At 58.9% G+C, this 20,784-nt stretch carries 17 protein-coding genes; 4 read left to right on the top strand and 13 right to left on the bottom strand.

The features are described 5' to 3' along the window. Positions 1–57 precede the first annotated feature (57 nt). Positions 58–1,248, top strand: a complete 1,191-nt coding sequence (locus ABIB60_RS13430) for a lycopene cyclase family protein (RefSeq protein ID WP_354580546.1) — start codon at positions 58–60, stop codon at positions 1,246–1,248. Positions 1,249–1,335: 87 nt separating this feature from the next. Here the strand turns inward: ABIB60_RS13430 and ABIB60_RS13435 are convergent, their stop codons facing one another. From ABIB60_RS13435 to ABIB60_RS13445, 3 genes are all read right to left on the bottom strand, one after another. Next, complete coding sequence (locus ABIB60_RS13435) at positions 1,336–2,076, bottom strand: ABC transporter ATP-binding protein (RefSeq protein ID WP_354580547.1); 741 nt, start codon at positions 2,074–2,076, stop codon at positions 1,336–1,338. A 77-nt stretch (positions 2,077–2,153) separates the two neighbouring features. Further along, positions 2,154–2,375: a DUF2795 domain-containing protein gene (locus ABIB60_RS13440; protein ID WP_019948259.1), complete on the bottom strand. Its 222-nt coding sequence runs from the start codon at positions 2,373–2,375 to the stop codon at positions 2,154–2,156. A 142-nt stretch (positions 2,376–2,517) separates the two neighbouring features. Further along, the gene (locus ABIB60_RS13445) at positions 2,518–3,831 is read right to left on the bottom strand and encodes a DUF349 domain-containing protein (RefSeq protein WP_354580549.1); all 1,314 of its coding nucleotides are present in this window, start codon (positions 3,829–3,831) and stop codon (positions 2,518–2,520) included. 334 nt (positions 3,832–4,165) lie between these two features. Here ABIB60_RS13445 and ettA point away from each other — a divergent pair, with 334 nt between their 5' ends. After that, complete coding sequence (gene ettA / locus ABIB60_RS13450) at positions 4,166–5,833, top strand: energy-dependent translational throttle protein EttA (protein WP_354580550.1); 1,668 nt, start codon at positions 4,166–4,168, stop codon at positions 5,831–5,833. 103 nt (positions 5,834–5,936) lie between these two features. Here the strand turns inward: ettA and ABIB60_RS13455 are convergent, their stop codons facing one another. From ABIB60_RS13455 to ABIB60_RS13465, 3 genes are all read right to left on the bottom strand, one after another. Next, entirely contained in the window at positions 5,937–6,461 is a 525-nt protein-coding gene (locus ABIB60_RS13455; RefSeq protein WP_354580552.1) for a zinc metalloprotease, read from the bottom strand. Between the two features lie 27 nt (positions 6,462–6,488). Then, complete coding sequence (locus tag ABIB60_RS13460; RefSeq protein ID WP_354580553.1) at positions 6,489–6,653, bottom strand: hypothetical protein; 165 nt, start codon at positions 6,651–6,653, stop codon at positions 6,489–6,491. 74 nt (positions 6,654–6,727) lie between these two features. Beyond that, positions 6,728–8,350, bottom strand: coding sequence for a Na+/H+ antiporter (locus ABIB60_RS13465; RefSeq protein ID WP_354580554.1), 1,623 nt, complete (start codon positions 8,348–8,350; stop codon positions 6,728–6,730). 413 nt (positions 8,351–8,763) lie between these two features. On the opposite strand from ABIB60_RS13465, the gene ABIB60_RS13470 reads away from it, so the two are divergent. Then, entirely contained in the window at positions 8,764–9,816 is a 1,053-nt protein-coding gene (locus ABIB60_RS13470) for a PAS domain-containing sensor histidine kinase (protein WP_354580555.1), read from the top strand. A gap of 43 nt (positions 9,817–9,859) precedes the next feature. Here the strand turns inward: ABIB60_RS13470 and ABIB60_RS13475 are convergent, their stop codons facing one another. The 6 genes from ABIB60_RS13475 to ABIB60_RS13500 form a co-directional block, all read right to left on the bottom strand. Continuing rightward, positions 9,860–10,264 (bottom strand): response regulator, encoded by a 405-nt coding sequence (locus ABIB60_RS13475; protein WP_354580556.1) that lies wholly within the window; start codon positions 10,262–10,264, stop codon positions 9,860–9,862. 59 nt (positions 10,265–10,323) lie between these two features. Then, positions 10,324–13,776: a PAS domain-containing protein gene (locus ABIB60_RS13480; RefSeq protein WP_354580558.1), complete on the bottom strand. Its 3,453-nt coding sequence runs from the start codon at positions 13,774–13,776 to the stop codon at positions 10,324–10,326. Positions 13,777–13,887: 111 nt separating this feature from the next. Beyond that, on the bottom strand, positions 13,888–14,814 hold the full coding sequence (locus tag ABIB60_RS13485) for an SMP-30/gluconolactonase/LRE family protein (RefSeq protein WP_354580560.1): 927 nt from the start codon (positions 14,812–14,814) through the stop codon (positions 13,888–13,890). A 1,252-nt stretch (positions 14,815–16,066) separates the two neighbouring features. Next, positions 16,067–16,321 (bottom strand): hypothetical protein, encoded by a 255-nt coding sequence (locus tag ABIB60_RS13490; RefSeq protein WP_315998211.1) that lies wholly within the window; start codon positions 16,319–16,321, stop codon positions 16,067–16,069. Between the two features lie 304 nt (positions 16,322–16,625). Beyond that, positions 16,626–17,816: a trypsin-like peptidase domain-containing protein gene (locus ABIB60_RS13495; RefSeq protein WP_354580562.1), complete on the bottom strand. Its 1,191-nt coding sequence runs from the start codon at positions 17,814–17,816 to the stop codon at positions 16,626–16,628. Between the two features lie 77 nt (positions 17,817–17,893). Then, a complete protein-coding gene (locus ABIB60_RS13500) occupies positions 17,894–18,475 on the bottom strand; it encodes an RNA polymerase sigma factor (RefSeq protein ID WP_354580564.1) in 582 nt (193 codons plus the stop codon). A 134-nt stretch (positions 18,476–18,609) separates the two neighbouring features. Here ABIB60_RS13500 and ABIB60_RS13505 point away from each other — a divergent pair, with 134 nt between their 5' ends. Further along, positions 18,610–18,855, top strand: a complete 246-nt coding sequence (locus ABIB60_RS13505) for a hypothetical protein (protein ID WP_354580565.1) — start codon at positions 18,610–18,612, stop codon at positions 18,853–18,855. 162 nt (positions 18,856–19,017) lie between these two features. On the opposite strand, the gene ABIB60_RS13510 is transcribed toward ABIB60_RS13505, so the two are convergent. Next, positions 19,018–20,784, bottom strand: coding sequence for a hypothetical protein (locus ABIB60_RS13510; RefSeq protein WP_354580567.1), 1,767 nt, complete (start codon positions 20,782–20,784; stop codon positions 19,018–19,020).

Raw genomic sequence — 20,784 nt, forward strand, 5'->3', positions numbered from 1 at the left:
AGCCTTTTTTCGTGTTCTTTTGTTTACGCTTTGCTTCAAGCCATTCAGCCTTCTACTGTGCAAACTTCTTCGCCACCTGCCCCCGAATATGATTACCTGATTGTGGGCGGGGGGGCAGCTGGCCTAAGCTTGGCCTACCACATTAGCCAGGAGCCGCGGTTGGCCGGCAAGCGGGTATTGCTGCTGGAACCAGAGGCCAAAACCCAGAACGACCGGACCTGGTCGTTCTGGACCGATGCGCCTACCTTGTTTGATGGTATTGTGGCCCACGAGTGGACGCAGATTGCCTTTCGCAGCCCCGGCTACGCGGAAGTGTTTCCATTGCGGCGCCACCGCTACAAGATGATTCGGGGGCTGGACTTTTACCAGTTTGTGCACACCGCCCTGGATTCTAACCCACAGGTTACGCGAATTCAGGCTGTTGTGACGGGACTCGAAAACACCTTAGTTGGGGCTGTAGCGCGCACTGCCCAAGGTGATTTTCGGGGCCAGTATGCTTTTGATAGCCGGCCACCGGATTTGGCTCAGCTGCAGCAACCCAGCCGTTACCATTACCTCTTGCAGCACTTCGTGGGCTGGGAAGTAGAAACGGAAGATGATGTTTTCAACCCGGAAACACAGGAGTTCATGGACTTTCGGGAGGAGCAGTACCAGGAAGCCCGCTTCATGTATGTGCTGCCGTTTAGTAAGCGGCGGGCGTTGGTAGAGTACACGCTGTTTTCAGCCACCACGCTTCCCCAGCAAGAGTACGAGGCAGAATTGCGCCGGTATCTGACGCAGCAACTGGGCGGGCGGCCTTACCGCATAACGGCTCAAGAGGCCGGCGCCATCCCAATGACCAATCACCCGTTACCGGCCCACGACGGCGCGCACATCATTAACCTAGGAACCAGGGCCGGCCGGGCCAAAGCCAGCACTGGTTATGCCTTCAAGCGTATTCAGGCCCACTCTGCCCGCCTTACAGCAGCTTTAGCCGCCACCGGCCGCCCACCCAAAAACCTAACCGGTGACCAGTGGCAATTTCGGCTATTTGATACGCTCCTTCTGGATATCATGCAACGCCAGGGGGAGCGTACCCGGGATATATTCACGCAGTTGTTTCAGCGTAATCCAGTGGAGCGAATCTTTGACTTCCTCGACGAGCGAACCTCCTGGGTTGAAAACGTACAGGTTATGAACTCCGTGACACCCTGGCCGTTTCTGCGCTCCATTGCGCACCTACTCCGGGGCCGGCCGGGGCAAAGGTGATGTAGTGAAATGGTGATTTAGTGAGGTAATAGTCGATTTGCGCAAGTGGTCCAGCCAGAGCGTTATACTCACCAAATCACCACCTCACTAAATCACAGCCAGGCTCTCTTCGCTTTCCAGAAATGCCCGTTCCGTTTGAACTGTGGCTGCCGAGAGGGGCAGAAGGGCGGGGGCGGGGCGCGAAAGGTTGAGCAGGTAGCCGGGCAGCTCTGCCAGGTTCTCCAGGTCGTGGGTGATGCAGAGGATGGTTTTGTTGTGCGCCTGTACCCAGCTTTCCAGCAAGGCGAACACCCGGCGGCGGTAGTACACATCCAGCTGCTGGGTGGGCTCGTCCAGCAAATACAACTGGGCATCCTGCAGGCTCAGCTGGGCCAGCCACACGAGCTGCTGCTCCCCGCCCGACAGTAGCGTAAAATCCTGCTGGGCTAAGTGGGCGGCCCCTACCTGAGCCAGGGCGGCATCGGCGAGGGCATAATCCTGCGTAGTGTAGCCTCCCAGAAAACGGTGGTGACGAAAGCGGCCCATCACCACCAGCTCGCGCACCGGAATAGAAAACTCTACGCTGGCCCGCTGGGGCAAATGCGCCAGTAAGCCGCTGGCTGCCGGCCGCCGCTGGGTACGCAACTCTTGGCCCAACACCCGTACTTGGCCCTGATAAGAAACCTGCCCGGTGAGGGCGCGGAACAGGGTGGTTTTGCCGCAACCGTTATGGCCGATAACTGCCACGAAGGCTGGGCCAGGCACCGTAAAACGCAAATTGCGGAGTAGGACGCGCTGTCCATACCCCGCAATCAGGTTATCAATAGAAAGTACTGAGTACTGAGACATGAGTAGTGAGAATCGGGCTACCGGCTGAACGGTACAAGTATCAACACTGACTACTCACTACTGCTTACTCATTACTACTAATACTCGTCTTCATTGAACATAAAGTCTTCCTTGGTCGGATAATCCGGCCAAACTTCTTCGATGTTCTCGTAGGGCTGACCGTCATCTTCCAGAGCCTGGAGGTTTTCTACCACTTCCATGGGCGCACCCGAACGGATAGAGTAATCAATAAGCTCATCCTTGGTTGCAGGCCAGGGAGCATCTTCCAGGTACGAAGCAAGTTCTAGAGTCCAGTACATAGTCGTGTGCTACTAAAAAAATGTGGTCAAAAGGTGAAATGCCGGTAGCAAAAATCCGGCCGTTGGGTCAGAACTGACACCATTACCGGTTCGGCGTTGCGCAGGTTGCTGACGACAACGTAAAATACGGGTTAGGGTTGGGCTAGCCAACCTGCTGCTGCTGGAAGATGGAAATCAACTCGTTTTTCGTGCGGATTTTTCGGTCGAACGCCCGGATTTTGCCCTGCAGCATCGTCCGGAATGCTTCGTTGCCGGGGGAGTCGCTGAGCTTGCCCAAATTCTCGTTGAGCACCTCCTGCTCCTGCTTGTCGAATTTGATGAACTCCTGCAACGCCTGCACGCGCAGGGCCGCCTGGCTTTGCGGGCTGCTGGTTTCGGGGGTAGCAGGGCGCTTGCGCATGTAGTGTTCCAAGGCGCTCATCTCAAACACTTTGTCGCAGGCCAGAATAAACTGCTCCCACACCCGGTCCGATTCTTCGCCGCGCACGGGGCCCACCTTTTTCCAGGCGGCCTGCAGCTCTTTGGCCCGAGCTACGGCCTCCTGCATGGGGCGGTTAAGCAGGGCGGTGGCCTCCGCTACCAGGGCGCGCTTGCGGCTCAAATTATCCTCGCCGGTGTTGCCCGTGGGCGTGAACTGCTGCTCCTGGCGCTTGCTTTCGATGTGGACCTTCAGGCGCTCAAAAAAGTGGTTGTGCGCCGCCCGGAACCGGGTCCAGAGGTCGTTGGCCTGCTTGCGGGGCAAAGAGCCGTCAATTTCTTTCCACTGCTGCTGCAGTACTTTCAGCTTGCGGGTGGTTTCCTCGAAATCGGGGGAGTTCTGCAACGCCTCCGACTTATGAATCAGGTCTTTGTACTGGTCGTATACCCGGTTGGTCATGGCCTTCTTCTCGGCCAGGAAATCCTTTTTGCGGGCGAAGAAGGCATCGACGGCGGTTTGGAAACGGGTTTCCAGCTCATCAACCAGCTGTTTTTCTACCGGGCCGGTTTTGATCCAGCCCTGGCGCAGGTCCTTGAGCTTGTCGCTGCCGGCTTGCCAGTCGATGGTGTCGTGGAGGGCCTCGGCCTCCTGAATCAGCCCGATTTTGGTGGCCAGGTTTTTTTCCCGGTTGCGGTTCACCGTTACTTTAATGGCCTCCTCTGCCTCAGTAAGGCGGTGGTGCAGGCTCTCGAAGTCACCCAGCGCATCGTAGGAGCCTACCTGCTCCTTTAGGTGCAGGGCCTTCATCAGGTAAGAGCCCTTGTTATCGGAGTCCTCGATTTTCTGCAGCAGCTCTTCTACCTTGGAGCGAAACAGGGTGAAGCGTTGGGCAAAATAGACCAGCGAAGCATCAGCAGATTCTTTTACCTGGCCCACCTGGCGAGCGGGCAGGTGTAGGAGCGGGCGAAGCCACACCTGGTCGCCCTCGATGTAGCCATAACGGCGGGCTTCGGCCAGCAAGTGGTCTTGTGAGTCCATAAATAGATAGCGGGGGAGCGAATAGGTGGAAAGGACGGAGTTGGGGCCGGAAAGATGTACAAGTTTACGGGTTGTGCGGTAATTCTTCAGCTTGGCCAAAGCTTCGGAATGTTAGCGTGGCCTGCCTACCTTTGGCTGAAAGCCCTACCAGGGCCACCGGAACAAGCTACGCACCCGCCGCCGCTGCGGTTATGGCTGCCCGGCTGGTAGCCGCCGCAGTAGGCAGGCTTCGGGCCTTGCACCCAAAGCCCGTCTACTGTTCTGCAAAATAGAAAGCCCCGGCAAACCAGCAAGGCTGCCGCTGTATTATCTGACCTCTGACCAACTCTTGACTATGTCCGACCAACCCACCATTATATTCTCCATGGCGGGGGTAACCAAAGTGTACCCGCCTCAGAAACAGGTTCTCAAGAACATCTACCTCTCGTTTTTCTACGGGGCCAAAATCGGGGTGCTCGGCCTCAACGGCTCGGGTAAATCTTCTTTGCTGAAAATCATTGCCGGCCAGGATAAGCAGATTCAGGGCGACGTGGTATGGTCGCCGGGCTACTCAGTGGGCTACCTGGAGCAGGAGCCCCAGTTGGACGCCACCAAAACCGTGCGCCAGGTAATTGAGGAAGGCGTGGCCGAAACGGTAGCGCTGCTCAAGGAATTCGACGAAATCAACGAAGCCTTTGGGGCTGAGGACGCCGACTTCGACAAGCTGCTGGAGCGCCAGGGCACCGTGCAGGAGCGCCTCGACCAGCTCGACGCCTGGAACCTCGACAACAAGCTGGAGCGCGCCATGGACGCCCTGCGCACGCCGCCCGAGGAGGCCATTATCGGTAACCTCTCGGGCGGGGAAAAGCGCCGCGTGGCCCTGTGCCGCCTGCTGCTGCAGGAGCCCGACGTGCTGCTGCTGGACGAACCCACCAACCACCTAGACGCGGAAAGCGTGCTGTGGCTGGAGCAGCACTTGCAGCAGTACAAAGGCACCGTTATAGCCGTAACCCACGACCGGTACTTCCTGGATAACGTGGCCGGCTGGATTCTGGAGTTGGACCGGGGCGAGGGTATTCCGTGGAAGGGCAACTACAGCTCGTGGCTGGAGCAGAAGTCGAACCGCCTCGCTCAGGAAGAAAAAACCGAGAGCAAGCGCCAGAAGACCCTGCAGCGCGAGCTGGAATGGGTGCGCATGGCTCCGAAAGCGCGCCAGGCTAAGAGCAAGGCCCGCCTCGCCGGCTACGACAAGATGGTGAACGAGGACTCCAAGGAGAAGGAGCAGAAGCTGGAACTGTTCATTCCGGACGGCCCGCGCCTGGGTTCCCAGGTAATTGAGGCCGAAGGGCTGCGTAAGGCCTTCGGTGACAAACTGCTGTTTGATGGGTTGAGCTTCCAGCTGCCCCAGGGTGGTATCGTGGGCATCATCGGGCCAAACGGTGCGGGTAAAACCACCCTGTTCCGCCTCATCACCGATCAAATGCAGCCCGACGCCGGTACCTTTGTGGTGGGTCCCACGGTGCAGACGGCTTACGTAGACCAGCAGCACGATACCCTGGACCCCAACAAGTCGGTGTTTGAAACCATTTCGGGCGGTACGGAAACCATGCTGCTGGCTGGCCGGCAGGTGAATTCCCGGGCCTTCGTGAGCAACTTCAACTTCCGCGGCGGCGACCAGGAAAAGAAAGTGGGCAGCCTCTCGGGCGGGGAGCGGAACCGGGTACACCTGGCCACCACGCTCAAGCAGGGCGCCAACCTGCTGCTGCTGGATGAGCCCACCAACGACCTGGACGTAAATGCCATCCGGGCCCTGGAGGACGCTTTGGAGAATTTCGCCGGGTGCGCCGTTATCATCAGCCACGACCGGTGGTTCCTGGACCGCCTGGCCACTCACATCCTCGCCTTCGAGGGCGACTCGCAGGTAGTGTGGTTTGAAGGTAACTTCTCCGACTATGAGGAAGCCAAGCGCAAACGCCTCGGCGACGTGGAGCCCAAGCGCGTGCGCTACCGCAGCCTGAATTAGGCAGATAGTAGATAAATGCAAAAGGGGCTCGGAACAGCATTCCGGGTCCCTTTTTCGTTGTTACAGGGGCAGGTGCTGGCTATTCAGCAGGTAGTGCCGGCTTCTAATAGGGATAACGGGACTTGGGATACACCCGCTCCGCGAAGTGATGGTCGGAGTCCAAGATGTCCTGCCCCCCGAGAAAGGCGCGGCCGTTTTGCATTACTTCGCCCGGCAGCTGGTAACTCATGATAGAGGCGGTGCTGGGGGAAGTGAACATACTGGTGTGCTCATTGAGCGGTTTGAGGACCGTTTCATCCTCCATGTGCTGGTCCCAACCTTTAGCTTCCCGGAAATGAGCGTAGGCTTTGGGCCGGTCGATGCGCGCAATGACTTCCTGGGGCAGGCTCTCGTGCCCGAAGCCCAATGCATGACCAGCCAAATGACGTACGACCCGCGCAAACTCAGCTTCCGGGGTACTCATGCTGAAGCCTTCCAGATTCAGCGTTGGCTTGTCGGACTGAATCAGCAGCAGGTCGGTGCCCAGGTACGACCAGTGCCCGCCTGGCTCGCGGGCTATGCGTACCTGGCCCACTTCCCGGCCGGCTAGTTGGAAAAGAACGTTGCTTTTCTTGCTCCAGGCATTCATATGACTGAGTATCCGGTCCCGTAGCGCCTACTCCGGGTTGTCCAGAAAGCTGACGGAAAGATTAACCCCAGTGGTGCGCCACAGCTTGGTAAAGTGCCGATGGGCATCCGGATGGGCACTTTCGGAGTACAGCTCTCTGGCAGTGCAGGGTAATAAGCCGGGATAGTGGGCGGCTTCGTTGGAAACGCTCATAGAAAGAGGAAAAGGAAACGGCTGGTGCAGGAAGAAGCAGGTTGAATTTATTGATTCGCACCGGGTGCTGTCCGCTAATGCGGCATGTGGCTGATTTTGGCTTCGTCGAGGTCGAGTTGGGCTTCCTGGTGGCGGAGCATTTCTTCCTCGAACACATCCTCACGGCGTAGCACGAACAGCTCCTCCCGCTGCACCTGCAGCACGTCCAGCAGCACTTGGTGGTAGCGTTGCAGAGCTTGGCGCTTGGTGTCGTCGTAGTCCAGGGCTTCCAGGAGGTTACCGGTACGCTGGGCCTCGGCCTGCATGCGATGTTGCAGGGCGTTTATCATCTCATTGTTTTCAATATCCTCGGGGTAGTGCCGGGCTAGGTGGGCGAGGGCCACGTGGCGCAGGCGCAGCCGGATGCCGGCTTCCTGGGCATCGGTGGGCATGCGCTCCTCCTGGTTGGCCACGCCCGTGAAGCGGATAACGGCTGGCAGCGTGAGGCCCTGAAATACCAGCGTAACCAGAATGACCACGAAGGTGATGAACAAGATGAGGTTGCGTTGCGGAAAAGCATCCCCGTTGGTGAGTAGCAGCGGTACTGACAAAGCCGAGGCCAACGACACCACGCCCCGCATGCCGGCCCAGCCGATGATAACCGGCCCCTGCCAGCCCGGGCTGGTTTCCTGGGTGCGGATGCTGCGGAACAGCCAGCGCGGCACAAACGCCGCCGGAAACATCCACAGCAACCGGATTATGATAACTATAGCGCTGATGATGAGGCCGTAGGCAATGGCCTGCTGCAAAGAGTAGTTGCCCAGGCCCTGCACCGCCACCGGCAGCTCTAGCCCAATCAGGATAAACACCAGCCCATTCAGGGCGAAGCCTACGCTGGCCCACACGCTGGTAGCCTGCAGGCGGGTATCGGCGTCGAACACGCGGTGGGAGTGGTAGGAGAGCAGCAGGCCTCCGCTCACCACGGCCAACACTCCCGAGAAGTGAAACTCTTCAGCCAACAAGTACATCACGTAGGGAGCCAGGAAAGTGAGTACTGTATTAATGCTGGGCGTGGTGGGCAGGTATTTATGAATCAGGTAGAAGCCGTACCCCACCGCCAGGCCTATGGCCAGCCCCATGCCACTGGCCAGCAGAAAGCTGGTAATGGCCTGATGCCAGGAAAAGGTGCCCGATACCACCGCCGCCAGCGCAAACCGGAACACAATCAGGCTGCTGGCATCGTTGATCAGGCTTTCACCTTCCAGAATACTCACAACCCGGCGGGGCACCTTGATGCCCTTGAGTACGGAGGTAGCCGCCACGGCATCGGGTGGGGAGATGATGCCGCCCAGCAGGAACCCCAGCGCCAGCGTAAAGCCCGGAATCATGGCTTGGCTCACGTAGGCCACAAGGGTAGCCGTAAAGAACACCAGCCCGAAGGCCAGCAGCGCAATAGGCCGCTTCCAACGCCAGAAATCCTGCCAGGAAGTGTCCCAGGCAGCCTGGTACAACAGCGGGGGCAAGAAAATCAGGAAAATCAGGTTGGGGTCGATAACAATAAGCGGCAGACCCGGCACGAAGCTCAGGGCCAGCCCCGCCAGCACCAGAAAAATAGGGTAGGAGATGCGCAACTTCTGGCTCAGCATTACCAGCAGCAGCATGGCAAACAGCAGCCCCAGCACCAGCAGAATGGTTCCGTGTAAGTTAGTTTCGGGCATAGGTGAGAGTAGGAAGGACAGGCAGTAGTAAAGCGGAAATATAGGTACAAGGCAGAAGGAGAATCCTAATTGACAAGCGGAAAGTAGGAGCAAGGCTTGACTAGGAAAGATTTGTCGCCTACCTAAATAACTATCGGGGCAACCTCAACTACTATATAGCGGTACTGCGTTGGGTGGCCTTGCAACTGTACTGGCGGATCCCGCCGGGGCAAGCTGGTTGTGCTACTATACTTGCTCGAACAGCGCTGCTGCCTTTGCTTGTTTACTACATCAATTCCGCACTGCGCTTGTGATGTGAATAGGTACCAGTACTTGCCTGCACCTTCAGTACTTTCGCACGTTACAGCTCCGCCCTCAGGCTCTGCCCCATCGATACCCATATGCAGGAATACCTTCCCTTGCTCCACCCATTGTTGACTCGTTCCAAGGCCGTAAATTTTGTGCTTCGGGAGGCCGATAAGCGCGTTGTGTACCTGAGTGAGGCCTATGAGCAGGTGTTCGGCGACCCGGCCGCTCATGCCACCGAGGACTGGCCCCACTGGTTGCAGCGAGTGCACCCCGATGACCGGAGGCTACTTGGCGACAAGCTCCGGGAGGCGGAAGAAGGCCAGCTTATCGAGGGTTTGCAACTTCGGGTAGCCCAATCGGAAGGGCGCACACAATGGCTGCGCCTGGCCATATGCCGCATCCGGGATGCAGAGGGCACGGAGTACCTGAGCGGGAGCTTGCGTGATAATACCGCCGCGCGGGAGGTTGCCATCAACGCCCATAAATTCAATACCAAGAAGAACGCCACCCTGGAAATACTCTCCCACGATTTGGCGGCGCCGCTGGCTTTGCTGCAGCAGCTCACCGAACATCTGCAGCACGAAACCGGGCCGGTTAGCGAGGAGGCCCGCCGGGTGCTGGAGCTCATGGAGCGTACCTGTCGGGAGGGCGTCACACTGATTCGGGACTTCGTCGACAATGAGTTTATGGAGTCGGCTGCGGTAAAGATGAAGTGGGAGCGGGCCGACCTGGGGGCTTGGCTACAAGCCCTCATGGAAGAGTACCAGGGCTCCGGGCGTCATACGCACCTGCAGTTCAGCTGCGCACTGCCACCCGTGCCCGTGTACGTAAACATGGATATCAACAAGTTTCAGCAGGTTGTAAACAACTTGGTGTCGAATGCCATCAAGTTTACCCCCGACGGGGGCCACATTGCCCTGAGTCTGGAGCACCACAACAACCAGGCGCTAGTACGGGTAGCCGACAACGGAGTGGGCATTCCGGCGCCCATGCAGCCCATGCTCTTTGATAAGTTTACGCCCGCCCGTCGGCCCGGCCTGCGCGGCGAGAAAACCACCGGCCTGGGCATGTCCATTATTCAAACTATTGTAGAGCTGCACCACGGGCGCATCACGTTTGAAAGCACGGAGGGGGAGGGGAGCACCTTCACCGTGGAGTTGCCCGCCGAAATGGTATAGCTTTCCGCTGGAGCCGGGCAGAAAAACCGGCGCTGTCCCCGGCTTAAAAGTGGTTTTGCAGGATGTCTTGGATTTTTTCCGTAGTCAGCGGCTTGCTGATGAAGCCGGCAACTACGGCCATCTGCTCCACCCGGGCCACGTCGCGGGGGTGCAAAGAGGTGGTGAGCATTACAATAACGGTAGGCCGCTGCATGGCCGCCGGCAGCTGTTTGTAGGCCTGCAGAAACTCAATGCCGTTCATGCCCGGCATGTTCACATCAAGCAGAATGAGGGTGGGGCAGTCGGTAGCGGGAGCGGCACAGAGTTCCTGAATGCGGGCCATGGCCTGCTCCCCATTCAGAGCAACCAGCACGTTGTTGGTTACCTGAAGGCGGGTTAACAGGCTTTTATTCAGAAAGTTGGTGGTATGGTCATCATCTACCAGAAGTACGCTCGACAGTGTTTTCATGCGGTAACAGGTACAGGAAGGCGGTAGGGCAGGGCCGCGCGGCTACACCTATACGAACATCAGCGCCGAAAGTACACGGTGAAGGTGGCGCCTTCGCCCGGCTGGCTCCGAACCTGGATGTGGCCACCGGCATTTTCCACCACTCGCTTAACCATGTACAAGCCTATGCCCGAGCCCTCCACGTGGGCATGGAAGCGGCGGAACATCTGGAACATTTCCGGCTGCCGGCTTTCCTCAATGCCCAGCCCGTTGTCCTGCACCTCCAGTACCACAAAGCCTTCTTCGGTGCGGCAGCTGATCTGTACTTGCGGCGGGCAGTTGGGACGGTGATACTTGAGGGCGTTGCTGAGCAGGTTATACACCACGGAACGCAGGTTTTTGGCCGAAAAAGGCACGCTGGCGCAGTCCGTTACATTTATGTCTACCTCGGCCCCGGTGGCCTGAATAAGCGGCTGCAAATCCTGATAAACGTCCTCCACTACCGGGGCAAGGGAGGTGTCCTGGGCAGGGCGGTCATACTCGCGCTGGAGCTTGGTTACGTCGCTCAGGTGCTCAATGGTGCGCTTGAACCGCTCTATGGCCGCCTGCATCATGGCCAGTACTGGTTGCAGCTCCGCCGTCAGGGGAAGGTCGGTGGGCAGCTGATCCTGCATCAGATATACCAAGCCTTCGATGTTGGTGATAGGGGCTTTGAGGTCGTGAGACGCTGTGTAAATAAAGTTGTCCAGGTCTACGTTGGTACGCCGGAGCTGCTCATTGCTGGCCTGCAAATCCGCATTCAGCGCCTCCGCCCGGTCGCGGGCCGTGCGCAGCTTGGTGGTGAGGCGCTGCAGAGCTTGCTCGCCTTGTTTCTGCTCGTGAATGTCGAATACCGTACCCACGAACCCATCAAACTCGCCGGTGCGCGTAAACCGGGGCAGGCCGCTGTCAATGGCCCAGCGGTAGCGCCCATCCTGCCGGCGCAGGCGGTAAAGCAGGCTGAATGGGGCCTGGCGGGCGGTGGCGGCCTCAAAGGTGGTGTAGGTGGCCTGCAGGTCGTCGGGATGCACGGCATCCAGCCAGCCCCGGCCAAGTCCGGTGGCTTCCGTCTGACCGGTGTAGGCGTACCACTGCTGGTTAAGGTAGATGCACTGGCCGGCCGTGTCAGTCACCCAAATCATGCTTGGTACGTTGTTGGCCATCTGGCGCAGGTACTGCTCATTGCGCTCCACCACGCGCCGGGCCTGCACCTGGTCGGTTACCTCATGGGCAAACACCAGTATGCCATCTACGTCGGCGTTGGCGTTGCGCCGGGCCTGATAGGTAAAGGTCCAGAATATCTGCTCCAAGGGGCCCCCTTCGTGGCGGGCCAGCTGAAGCGGAACTTCCTGGAACACGGCGGTTTCTCCGCTGCTGTACACCTGCTCCAGCGCCTCGTACACAAAAGTGCCTACCACTTCCGGCAACGCTTCGTGCATGGGCTTGCCCAGCAACTCCCGCCCCGGAAAAATGCGCTGATACGCCGGATTTACCAGCTGGTATACAAACTCCGGCCCATCAAGAATTACAATGGGTGCCGGGGCTTCCATGAATAGCTTATGCAGAAGCTGCTGCTGCCGCTCGGCGTCCTGCCGGGCTTCTACCAGGGCCGTTACATCGTTAACCACGGCCACGGCTCCCACTACCTGCCCACTCTGCACGTCGGGCACGTAGCTGGCCTGCACATGGCGGCGCGTGCCATCGGTATACGTCAGGCGCGTTTCGAAATCCACCCGCTCGCCGCCCATCACCCGCTCCAGGTAACCCCGTACTTTTTGGTAAGCAGGCTCGCCTACCACGTCGCGCACGGGGCGCCCCACCAGGCCGGTAGTTGGGTCGCGCCACCAATGCTCGTAGGCTTTATTAACAAAGCGGTAGGTTTCGGTGTGGTCGATGTAGCTGATAAGCACGGGCAGCGCATCCGTAATCAGCTCCAGTTGCCTGGCCGAGGCCTCGCTGGCCTGGCGGGCCTGCACCTGTTCCGTGACTTCAAAGGCAAACACCACCACGCCATCTATCACGCCTTGCTCATTGTAGTAGGCCTGCTGAATGTAGTTGAAGTAACGGTTTTCCAGTACACCGCTGGTAGGGTGAGTAAGCGGGATGAGGATACTCAGCTCTTGGTGTGTCAGGCCCGTATCGTATACCTGCCGGAAAGTATGGTACACGGTATGGTCCTGAATTTCGGGCAAGGCTGTCAGAACAGGCCGGCCCAACAGTTCACGGTCCGGAAACAACTGCTGATAGCCTGGGTTTACTAACTCAAACACCAGCTCAGGCCCCCGCAAGATGCAGATGGCTGCCGGGGCCTGCATAAACAGGCGCTCCAGGTGGGCGCGCTGGCGCTCTGCTTCAGCGCGGGCCGCCTGCGTTTCCTGGATGCGCAGGCTCACGCGGGTTTCCAGCTCCTGGTTAAGCAGTTGCAGTTGGTGCTGGGTACGCTGCAGCTCGGCATTGTTGAGGTGGAACTCTTCGTTGCTGGCCTGGAGCTCTTCGTTAGTGGCGGCTAGTTCCTCGTTGGCTTTACCTAGCCGCTGGTTGAGGTGCTGTACCTGCTGGTGAGCCAGTACCTGCGGGCTAATATCGTAGGCGAAAATAGTTATGCCCGTTACGGCCCCGGCCGCGCTACGAATAGCCTGGTAAGTGAAGTTGAAGTACACTGGTTCCGGTTGGCCCGAGTTGCTCCGGTCAATATATACTATCTGCTCCCGGCCGTGGTAGGTTTCGCCGGTGCGGTACACGCCCTCCAGCAGGTCGAAGAAGGGCTGCCCCTGCAGGTCGGGCCAGGCCTGGCGTAAAGGGCGGCCCAGCAGGGGCCGCTCCCCAACCAATTCCTGATAAAGCGGGTTTACGAGCGTGAATACCAAGTCTGGCCCTTCCAGGGTGGCAATGCAGGCAGGAGCCTGCATAAACAGCCGGTGTAAGTGCTGGCGCTGCGTTTCGGCCTCGCTACGGGTTTGCTCCAGGCCCTGGGAGAGAGTGGCTAGCTGCTGGCGGGCGGCTTGCAGCTGCTGGCGCAGCGCTTCTATCTGCCCGGCGGCCTGATCTTCGGTAGCTACCGGCGGCAATGGCGTATTGAGTTGCGCTGGCCGCTGGGTTTGGCTGTGTGGTTCGGGCACGTTAAAGCGCACCAGCAGCACTTCGGCGTGTCGGCTAGCCGCTAGGAGCACGGGGGCGCCGGTGGGCGTATACCCACTCAGCTCCAAACTAATGGTGCCTGTTTCGGCCCGAAACAGGCTTTGATAGAAGGAGAAGACGGGCCCCAGTTCGTTGCCGGAATACAGCTCGGTGTGCGTGCGGGTGGGCCGTTCGGGCAACTGCAGGAGCTGTTGTGCGGCCGGGTTCAGGTAGTCGTAAACAAAATCAACCGGCTCGGGGCTTCCCGCCCTGAACGTAGGCCGCAACAGGGCCATGGCTACACCAGACCAAGCCAGAGCCGTTTGCAGCAGACTATCGGGGGCAGCAGCAGAAGTATCAGCAGGGCGAAAACTCACCGGAAACAGGCGAAAAAAGCAGAACAAGGCAGGGGGTAGCTACCCGGATGAAAGCATATCAGCACAAAAGAAGAGAATTCTCAGCCTGTAATAAACACCCGTGCGCAGCTCCTACTGCGCCCCCCGTACCCGCATGGGGAGTACGTATACGGCCTCGGAGGCAGTAATGAACAGGGTGTCCCGCTTTTTACCCGCAAAGCACACATTAGCCGTCCACTTCTCCGGAATGGCAATCTGCTCAATTTTCTGGCCGGCGGGGCTGTACACGGTTACGCCGTTGCCCGTCAGGTACACGTTGCCTTGGCGGTCGATGGTCATACCGTCGGAACCCTGCTCCACGAATAGCTGCCGATTCTGCAGTCGGCCATCGGGCCCAATCTGGTAGCAGTAGGTTTTGCCGGCTCCAATGTCGGCCACGTACAGCAGTTTACCATCAGGCGTACCGATTATACCGTTGGGCTGCTGCAGCTTATCGTCCATGGGCACAGCAGTGGTCTGGTTGGCGGCCAGGTAGTACACTTTCTGCCCACCCAGGTCGGGGTCGGGGGCCTGGCGCGTCCAATAGGGCCGCTGGTAGTAGGGGTCAGTGAAGTAGATGCCACCCGTTTTGGGCCGCACCCATAGGTCGTTGGGGCCGTTCAGAGTATGGCCCTGTACATCCCGTAGCCGCACGGTCACCGTGCCATTGGGCGCAATAGACCATAGCTGGTTGTGTTCATCGGCGCAAGCCAGCAGGTTGCCTTGCTGGTCGAAGTACGTGCCGTTGGCGCGGCCCGCTGGCTCCAGAAAAATGGAGAGCTGCCCGCGGGTGTCATACTTCCAGATCCGGTTGTTGGGCTGATCGGTAAAGAACACGTTGCCGGCTTTATCCACGGCCGGGCCCTCGGTGAAGCTAAATTGCCGGGATACCAGCCGGGGTGTAGCCCCAGCCACTACCACGGAATTGGAGCTGGACTGGGCGTTGGCCGAAACAGCGCCAAGGGCCCCAAGTAGCAGTACCCCAACAGCCGCAAGCGGGTAAAAAGAGCAGTATTTCATAGCAAGGAAACAGGAACAGCCAGACCACCGGGCACTGGTGCGTATTCCCAAGACGAAAACCTGCGGCAATTGGCTGCATAAGCCTAAGCATTTCGGCCCCCTTCCCGCATTTACCGTTCGGGTTCCAGTCCACAAGTTGGCTAGATGCACCCCGATACGAGGTGCGGTTCGTGCTGCGGTCCGCTGCCTTTTACACTTCTTCGGTCCGCCCGCAGGCTTAGCCTTCTAGAGTGTATGGACAGTTGATAAAATGTCCAGCCTAGACTGTGTGGACAGTCACGCTTCTTACTACCAAGCGGAACGTCATGCTTCGCTATGCTCTGCATGACGTGGCATTATTTGGGCTTTCTTACTGTCCACACAGCCTAGTGGAGAATGGCGTTTTCTCCGCCCCGGCCCAATGCCCAGCCAAAGCAGCGGAGCAAAGTTTTGCCAAAATAAGGAGGGCGCGCCCTACTACCGGCCACTACTGGCTGGCAATGGGACGCGCCTGATGATTGCGCTCAGCAGGACTGTCTTTCTGCTTACTGTCCACACAGCCTAGCTAACCAGCCTGCCGATGAAGGACTGCGTTGCATACCCCTAACTGCGCCAGGCCGGCCGGTGAGCCGCCGCAAAAGAGCTTCGGTAGGCTAAATGGCGTGCTCTGAGAACTTACAGCTGCGTGCTTTCCTTGCAGAATAGGCGGAAACTACCGCAGTAGCTCGTTACGCCGTAGCGCCTTCGCATACGCCGACTCTGGCAAGCGCCGGCCGAATAGCTTGTTTAGCTTCTTCTTTGGCGGCACCTTAAGTGTCTTTTTAGTGGGCTCAGGCTCGGCCAAGACTTCAGGGGCAAAATAGCCGGCTGCTCCGGCCAGCAATAGGAAAGTAGCAACAGTTTTCATACCGCATCTATTAAAATGATGATAGGGGCACTTACCGACGGCGGGAGCGAAGACGACGGTAAGCTGGCGTATGGCTGCGCTTCTTGCGCTTAAACCAAGTGGGCACCGCTGATGCCGCTGCCTCACTACGTACTGATACGGCGCTATTAACAGGAGCTGGAGCCAGGGTGATGGCCGCCTCAGATGGCAAAAGAAAGGGCGCGACCAGAAGAGCGAGGAAAGTAGATTGCATAGGTTTAAAGGTGATTTGGTTGTGTTGATACAAGTATAAGTTAAATATTTTATTACTTAAGTTACAATAATGAAAAACACCAAAAAAAGCCCCTCCCGGATGGGGAGGGGCTTGTCGAAGTGGCTGGAGACTTCCTATTGCTCGTGGGTATCGGCTTCGGCTATCTTCGCAGTGGCAAAAATGGCTATGCTAGCCAGTACGGCCACTCCAATGATCAGCTGGGTGGAGGTGAAGCGCTGCGAGGCTTTACGCAGCAGGGCACTGCCGTTTTTCAGCAAGTCATCTAACTGGTCTTGCTCACCCTTGAACACGCCATAGGCGCTTTGCAGGGTATTGATGATGTCCTCAGGAACAATTTTTTCGATTTCTTTGGGGAGTTGGTTGCTCATAACGAGGAAAGGCAGAGAGGTGAAGAATGAAGTGGAAGCGCCGCTAGGCATTCCCGAAGGCTCTGTACGCAGGTCAGGATATTTTTGATACCTCCTTTTGGCGCCTCTTAGCAAGTCTTTTTTCTACGGTTCACCTTGCCTCCAGCTCCCAAAACCGGGGTGCATCATAACCTCTCACCTCACCGCTTAGGCTTGCTCCCAGAATACAAGAGGAGATACTCGCGCTGAACCCCAGCAGTAAAGGCCAAGAAAAAGCCCCGCCGGATACCGGCGGGGCTCTTAGGTGAAGGCAGAAAGGCGAAGCCTATTCGTAGACTTTCACTACAAATACATAGTCCTGGAGCTTACGGATCTGCTGCGGCCGGGAGGTACCAGCAAGCAGGTTGGTACGGGGCATGTTGTAGGGTTTGCCCGCGCCGGCCGTGCCCAGCGAGTCAACCAAGCGCATCAGATACGACGACTTAGTAGCAAAGGCGGCGCTCTGCACGTCCATTTGCCGCCCGCTGATGATGCCAATCAAGTTGCCTCGGTCATCCAGTAGTGGCCCGCCTGAGTTGCCGGGGTTTACCGGAATACTGATCTGGTAGAAGCCCGTGTCGCCCTCAAAACCTGAGCGGGCGCTCAATGAACCATCGTTAAACACCAGGTCCTCCCGCGGGTAGCCCAGCGTGTACACCCGCTCCCCCAACTCCGACTGCCCCCGCTTAAACGAGTAGGGCAGGCGGCCAAAGCCTTTGAAGTCTTTGTCTTTGATTTGCAGGATGGCCAGATCATGGGCCACGTCGGTGAATACCGTTTCGGCGCGGTAGCGTTGCCGGTCCTTGCTCTCAATCAGCAAGGAGTCGGCGCCCTGAATAACGTGGTAGCTGGTAACTAGGTAGCCGTCGGCGGTGAGGGCAAAGCCGGTGCCGCTGAACTTGCCCGGGTTGCTTTTTTCCGGCTGCGAAACGTCCATCTGGTTAAGGGTCCGGTTCATGGAGCGCTGGTTACGCTTGATGCGCTCCACCTCCCGGCGCAACACCGTATAGCCGTACAAGGAGGGCTTCTGGGCGGCCCGGTACATTTCCATCCCCAGCAGGGTGGTGAATACAGCCAGCACGGCCACGGCCGCGGCCACCATCATAGTAGCGCGGTGGCCCTGCCAGAAGGCGCGGAGCTTTTCCTCGGTGCGCGAAATGCGCAGAGCCGGGCGGGGGGCGCGGCCCGTGGAGAACTGCTCGTGGCGCTCATCTTCCTCGGCGGCTTTGGCCAGGGGCGTGAGGCGTACGGCGCGCTCCGCATCCATATCGGCATGAATGGCGTGGAGCTTACGGCGTAGGGCCAGCCGGCGGCCATAGGCCGTGAGCGTACCCGTCAGCTCCTCAAACTCGTGCAGGCGCTGCGCCAGCTGCGGGTCGGCGGCGAGGCGGTGCTCCAGGGCGGCGCGCTCCTCCTCGGCCAGCCCGCCGGAGCGGTAAGCGTCGAATAAGGCGTAATAGTCAGCTTCTGTTTTCATGCTTTTGTAGTGCCTAGTGTTCAGGGGCTGGTGCCTGGTTAGCGGAGAACCCCCCGCTGAACACTATCAACTAAACTCTATGTCTGTTCCTGGTACTGGTTGAAAAAGAGCTTCTTCAGGCGTACCAAGCATTTGTATTTCTGGTTCTTAGCGTTGTCAGCATTGGTGTAGCCGAACTCAGCCGTGAGTTGCTGCATGGACTTATCGAGCAGATAAAATCCTTCTAGAAGCGAACGGCACGGCTCCCCAATGCGGTCCAGAGCCTGGGCCATGGTGCCCAGCCGCCGGTCCCGCTCTTCGGCTTCCTCCAGGTCGGCCTCGGCCCCGGTTTCCAGAAAGGGCTCATGGTCGTCAAGGCGGCCGCCAAAGCGGGTTTTGTCGGTGAGGCGCTTAAGCCAGAGGCGGCGGCACACCGCGTAGAGGTAAGTTTTGATCTGGCAGCTCAACTCCAAAGAGCCGTCACGTACCTTCTCATAAAATACCATTACGCCCTCCTGGTACACGTCCTTGGCTTCGTCCTCCGTGCCGCTGTTCTGCAGTACGTAGTGCGAAATCATGGGGAAGTGTAACCGGTAGAGCTGCGCCAGCGCCCGGTCATCGTCGCGGCGGATGGCCGCCACAAACTCCTCATCGGTGTAGGAAGGTTGGCCCTTACCCATTCGCTTTGTGGCTTAATACGATGAAAATGGCGGAGTAACCCGCCAGAAAAATATTTTTCGAAAGCGGGTTACCAACTTCGAATACCGGTATTAAGGGCGTTTTTTGGACCAATTTTCTCAAACCTACTAGTACAATGAAGAACCTCCTGAAGGTATCCGCTCTGGCCGTTGTTTTCGCTGCTACCCTCGCTTCCTGCGAGACCAAGAAAGCTGAAGAAACCACCACGACCACGGAAGCTACGACTACCGAAGCTACTACGGTTACCACTGACACCACGGTTGCTGCTCCCGCTACTGCTGACACCACCGCTGCTGCTACCACTGCTGCTCCGGCTGCCACCACCACCACGGAAGCTACCACCACGACTGAAGTTAAGTAATTAAGCGCCGGCTCAGCCGGCACCTACTTACAACAGCCCGGATTTCGCTATGGCGAGGCCCGGGCTGTTTTTTTGTCCGGAGCCAAGCCGAAAGATACCAGGATTTGCCGGGTTAGCTCGGCCGCTGTTGGGAGCGAAGGGGGCTTGTTGTAGCAGTTGGCGCTAGATTTTTTCTTCCACCCACAACAGGCCCGCCCCTAGTACAAACAGGCCAAAGCCGAGCCACCGGGGCCAGGTAGTGGTGGCCGTTGCCGGTGCCCCAACCACTGCCTGAGCGCCCATGGCAGCGTTTTGCCGCGCTGCCCGCTGCCATTCCGCAAACCGGGGGAGGGGCCAAGCCATTGCGTCATACACGTAGAAGTGCCGGCTGGTGCTGCCCACGCGGGCCTCGTGCCAACCAGGCGCGGCAGCCCAGTACGGGGCCGTGGTCCATTCCGGAACGGCGGCATCCTGGCGCCGGACCAGTGTAGTGGTGTTCCTGGGGCTGATAATGGTGAGGGGGTTGCGGGTAGCCGGGCCTTCGTAGCGGAGCACAACCGGCTCGGCCGGGCGGGGCCAGGAGGAAAGTAACCGGAGCTCAGAATTGGTTTGCGCGGGCCGCACTGCGGAAAGCAGCTGGCTCCAGTAGGCGTGGTACACCCCCGACTGGCGCTGCAACAACCAGGGAAAAGTTTCGGTGACCGTGGTAACGGCTACCTGCCCCAGCCCCAGGCGGCGGCTGGCGGCAGCTACCTGCTGGTTGGCAGTGCTAAGCAGCGGCCGTAGGCTTGCTGAATTCAGGAGCACATGCGTGGCCGGTGCCGGAGCTGGCTGGGCAGTGCCCGGCCACTGCAGGGGCAGCGCAGCGGCATTGGCTGGCCGGGCCTGCAGCCGGAAAGCGGCGCCGCCTGGCAGCTGGCGCGGAATAGCGGAGCCATCGGCCAGGAGCAGCACGTTGCAGGTGCTCGTGCGCACACTTTGGCTCAGGGCCTGACTTTCATCAGCGGATAAGCTGGCCAGCGCGTCAGTATCAAGCAGGACCACATCGAAGGCGGCCAGCAAGCGGGGGGTGAGGCGACTTAAGTTGAGCGGGGCAGGTAGGTTAAGAAACTCCGTTTGAGCAAGGCCCCGGCTAACGCCGATGCGCAAAGCCACTTGGTGCTGACGGGCCGCCAGCTCATCCTTCAGAAACCGGATTTCAAAGGAGGGCGCGGAGGCCAGTATCAATAGCCGCAGGGGCTGAGTGGGCAGTATCTCCACGGGCACCGGTTCCTGGGACAGGAGCCGGCCCGTCTGGTAGGCCTGCACCTGATAAACGGCCGTGCCGACAGCCTTGGGAGTGAAGCGCAACCGGAAAGAGCCGCGCCCGGCCGGCAGCTGCACTGAGTCGCGGGGGGCACCGGCCGCCAGCAGCCGCACCCACACTGACCCCGAAGTTGGAGCGCTGAAAGAACCCTCTATCTGCCAGGGCTGGCCCAGTTCAGGCTGCGTAGGCCAAGCCGCCATGGCAAAGCCTAAACGGGAAGCATCGGCGTGCGGAACCAGGAGCAAGCCCTGCAGGGCGGCTACATCGGCAACGGGTAGCCCCTGGCCCAGCACGTGCAACCGCGTTATGCCGGGCAGCAACTGGCGTACAGCTGCCACATTCGGAATAGTGGTCGTATCATCGGCCCGATGCGAAGCCAGCCGCCATACCGGGGTGCCCGCCGCCACCTGGCGTTGCAGGGCCCGAAGCGTATCGGGAGAGTAGCCATCCGTGAGCAAAATAGCCGAAGCAGGAGCCGGTTGCGTGAAGCTGCGAGTAGGCGGAAACGCGGCAAGTATTAGCCCGGCAGCGGCCAGCAGCCCGGCCAGCAGCCGTAGCCCCCGCCGCCGGGTATCGGCGCGGCGGATGGCCAGCACAGTCAACAGCACCGCCAACAGCAGGCAAAGAGCAACAGCGTATAGCAT

Source organism: Hymenobacter sp. UYP22, assembly GCF_040547285.1.
GTDB lineage: Bacteria > Bacteroidota > Bacteroidia > Cytophagales > Hymenobacteraceae > Hymenobacter.

What these genes read in the sequence shown, in the direction of transcription:
- ABIB60_RS13435 (WP_354580547.1), bottom strand. Translation starts at nt 2,076, where the DNA reads ATGTCTCAGTACTCAGTACTTTCTATTGATAACCTGATTGCGGGGTAT.
- ABIB60_RS13440 (WP_019948259.1), bottom strand. Translation starts at nt 2,375, where the DNA reads ATGTACTGGACTCTAGAACTTGCTTCGTACCTGGAAGATGCTCCCTGG.
- ABIB60_RS13445 (WP_354580549.1), bottom strand. Translation starts at nt 3,831, where the DNA reads ATGGACTCACAAGACCACTTGCTGGCCGAAGCCCGCCGTTATGGCTAC.
- ettA (WP_354580550.1), top strand. Translation starts at nt 4,166, where the DNA reads ATGTCCGACCAACCCACCATTATATTCTCCATGGCGGGGGTAACCAAA.
- ABIB60_RS13455 (WP_354580552.1), bottom strand. Translation starts at nt 6,461, where the DNA reads ATGAATGCCTGGAGCAAGAAAAGCAACGTTCTTTTCCAACTAGCCGGC.
- ABIB60_RS13460 (WP_354580553.1), bottom strand. Translation starts at nt 6,653, where the DNA reads ATGAGCGTTTCCAACGAAGCCGCCCACTATCCCGGCTTATTACCCTGC.
- ABIB60_RS13465 (WP_354580554.1), bottom strand. Translation starts at nt 8,350, where the DNA reads ATGCCCGAAACTAACTTACACGGAACCATTCTGCTGGTGCTGGGGCTG.
- ABIB60_RS13475 (WP_354580556.1), bottom strand. Translation starts at nt 10,264, where the DNA reads ATGAAAACACTGTCGAGCGTACTTCTGGTAGATGATGACCATACCACC.
- ABIB60_RS13485 (WP_354580560.1), bottom strand. Translation starts at nt 14,814, where the DNA reads ATGAAATACTGCTCTTTTTACCCGCTTGCGGCTGTTGGGGTACTGCTA.
- ABIB60_RS13490 (WP_315998211.1), bottom strand. Translation starts at nt 16,321, where the DNA reads ATGAGCAACCAACTCCCCAAAGAAATCGAAAAAATTGTTCCTGAGGAC.
- ABIB60_RS13495 (WP_354580562.1), bottom strand. Translation starts at nt 17,816, where the DNA reads ATGAAAACAGAAGCTGACTATTACGCCTTATTCGACGCTTACCGCTCC.
- ABIB60_RS13500 (WP_354580564.1), bottom strand. Translation starts at nt 18,475, where the DNA reads ATGGGTAAGGGCCAACCTTCCTACACCGATGAGGAGTTTGTGGCGGCC.
- ABIB60_RS13505 (WP_354580565.1), top strand. Translation starts at nt 18,610, where the DNA reads ATGAAGAACCTCCTGAAGGTATCCGCTCTGGCCGTTGTTTTCGCTGCT.
- ABIB60_RS13510 (WP_354580567.1), bottom strand. Translation starts at nt 20,784, where the DNA reads ATGCTATACGCTGTTGCTCTTTGCCTGCTGTTGGCGGTGCTGTTGACT.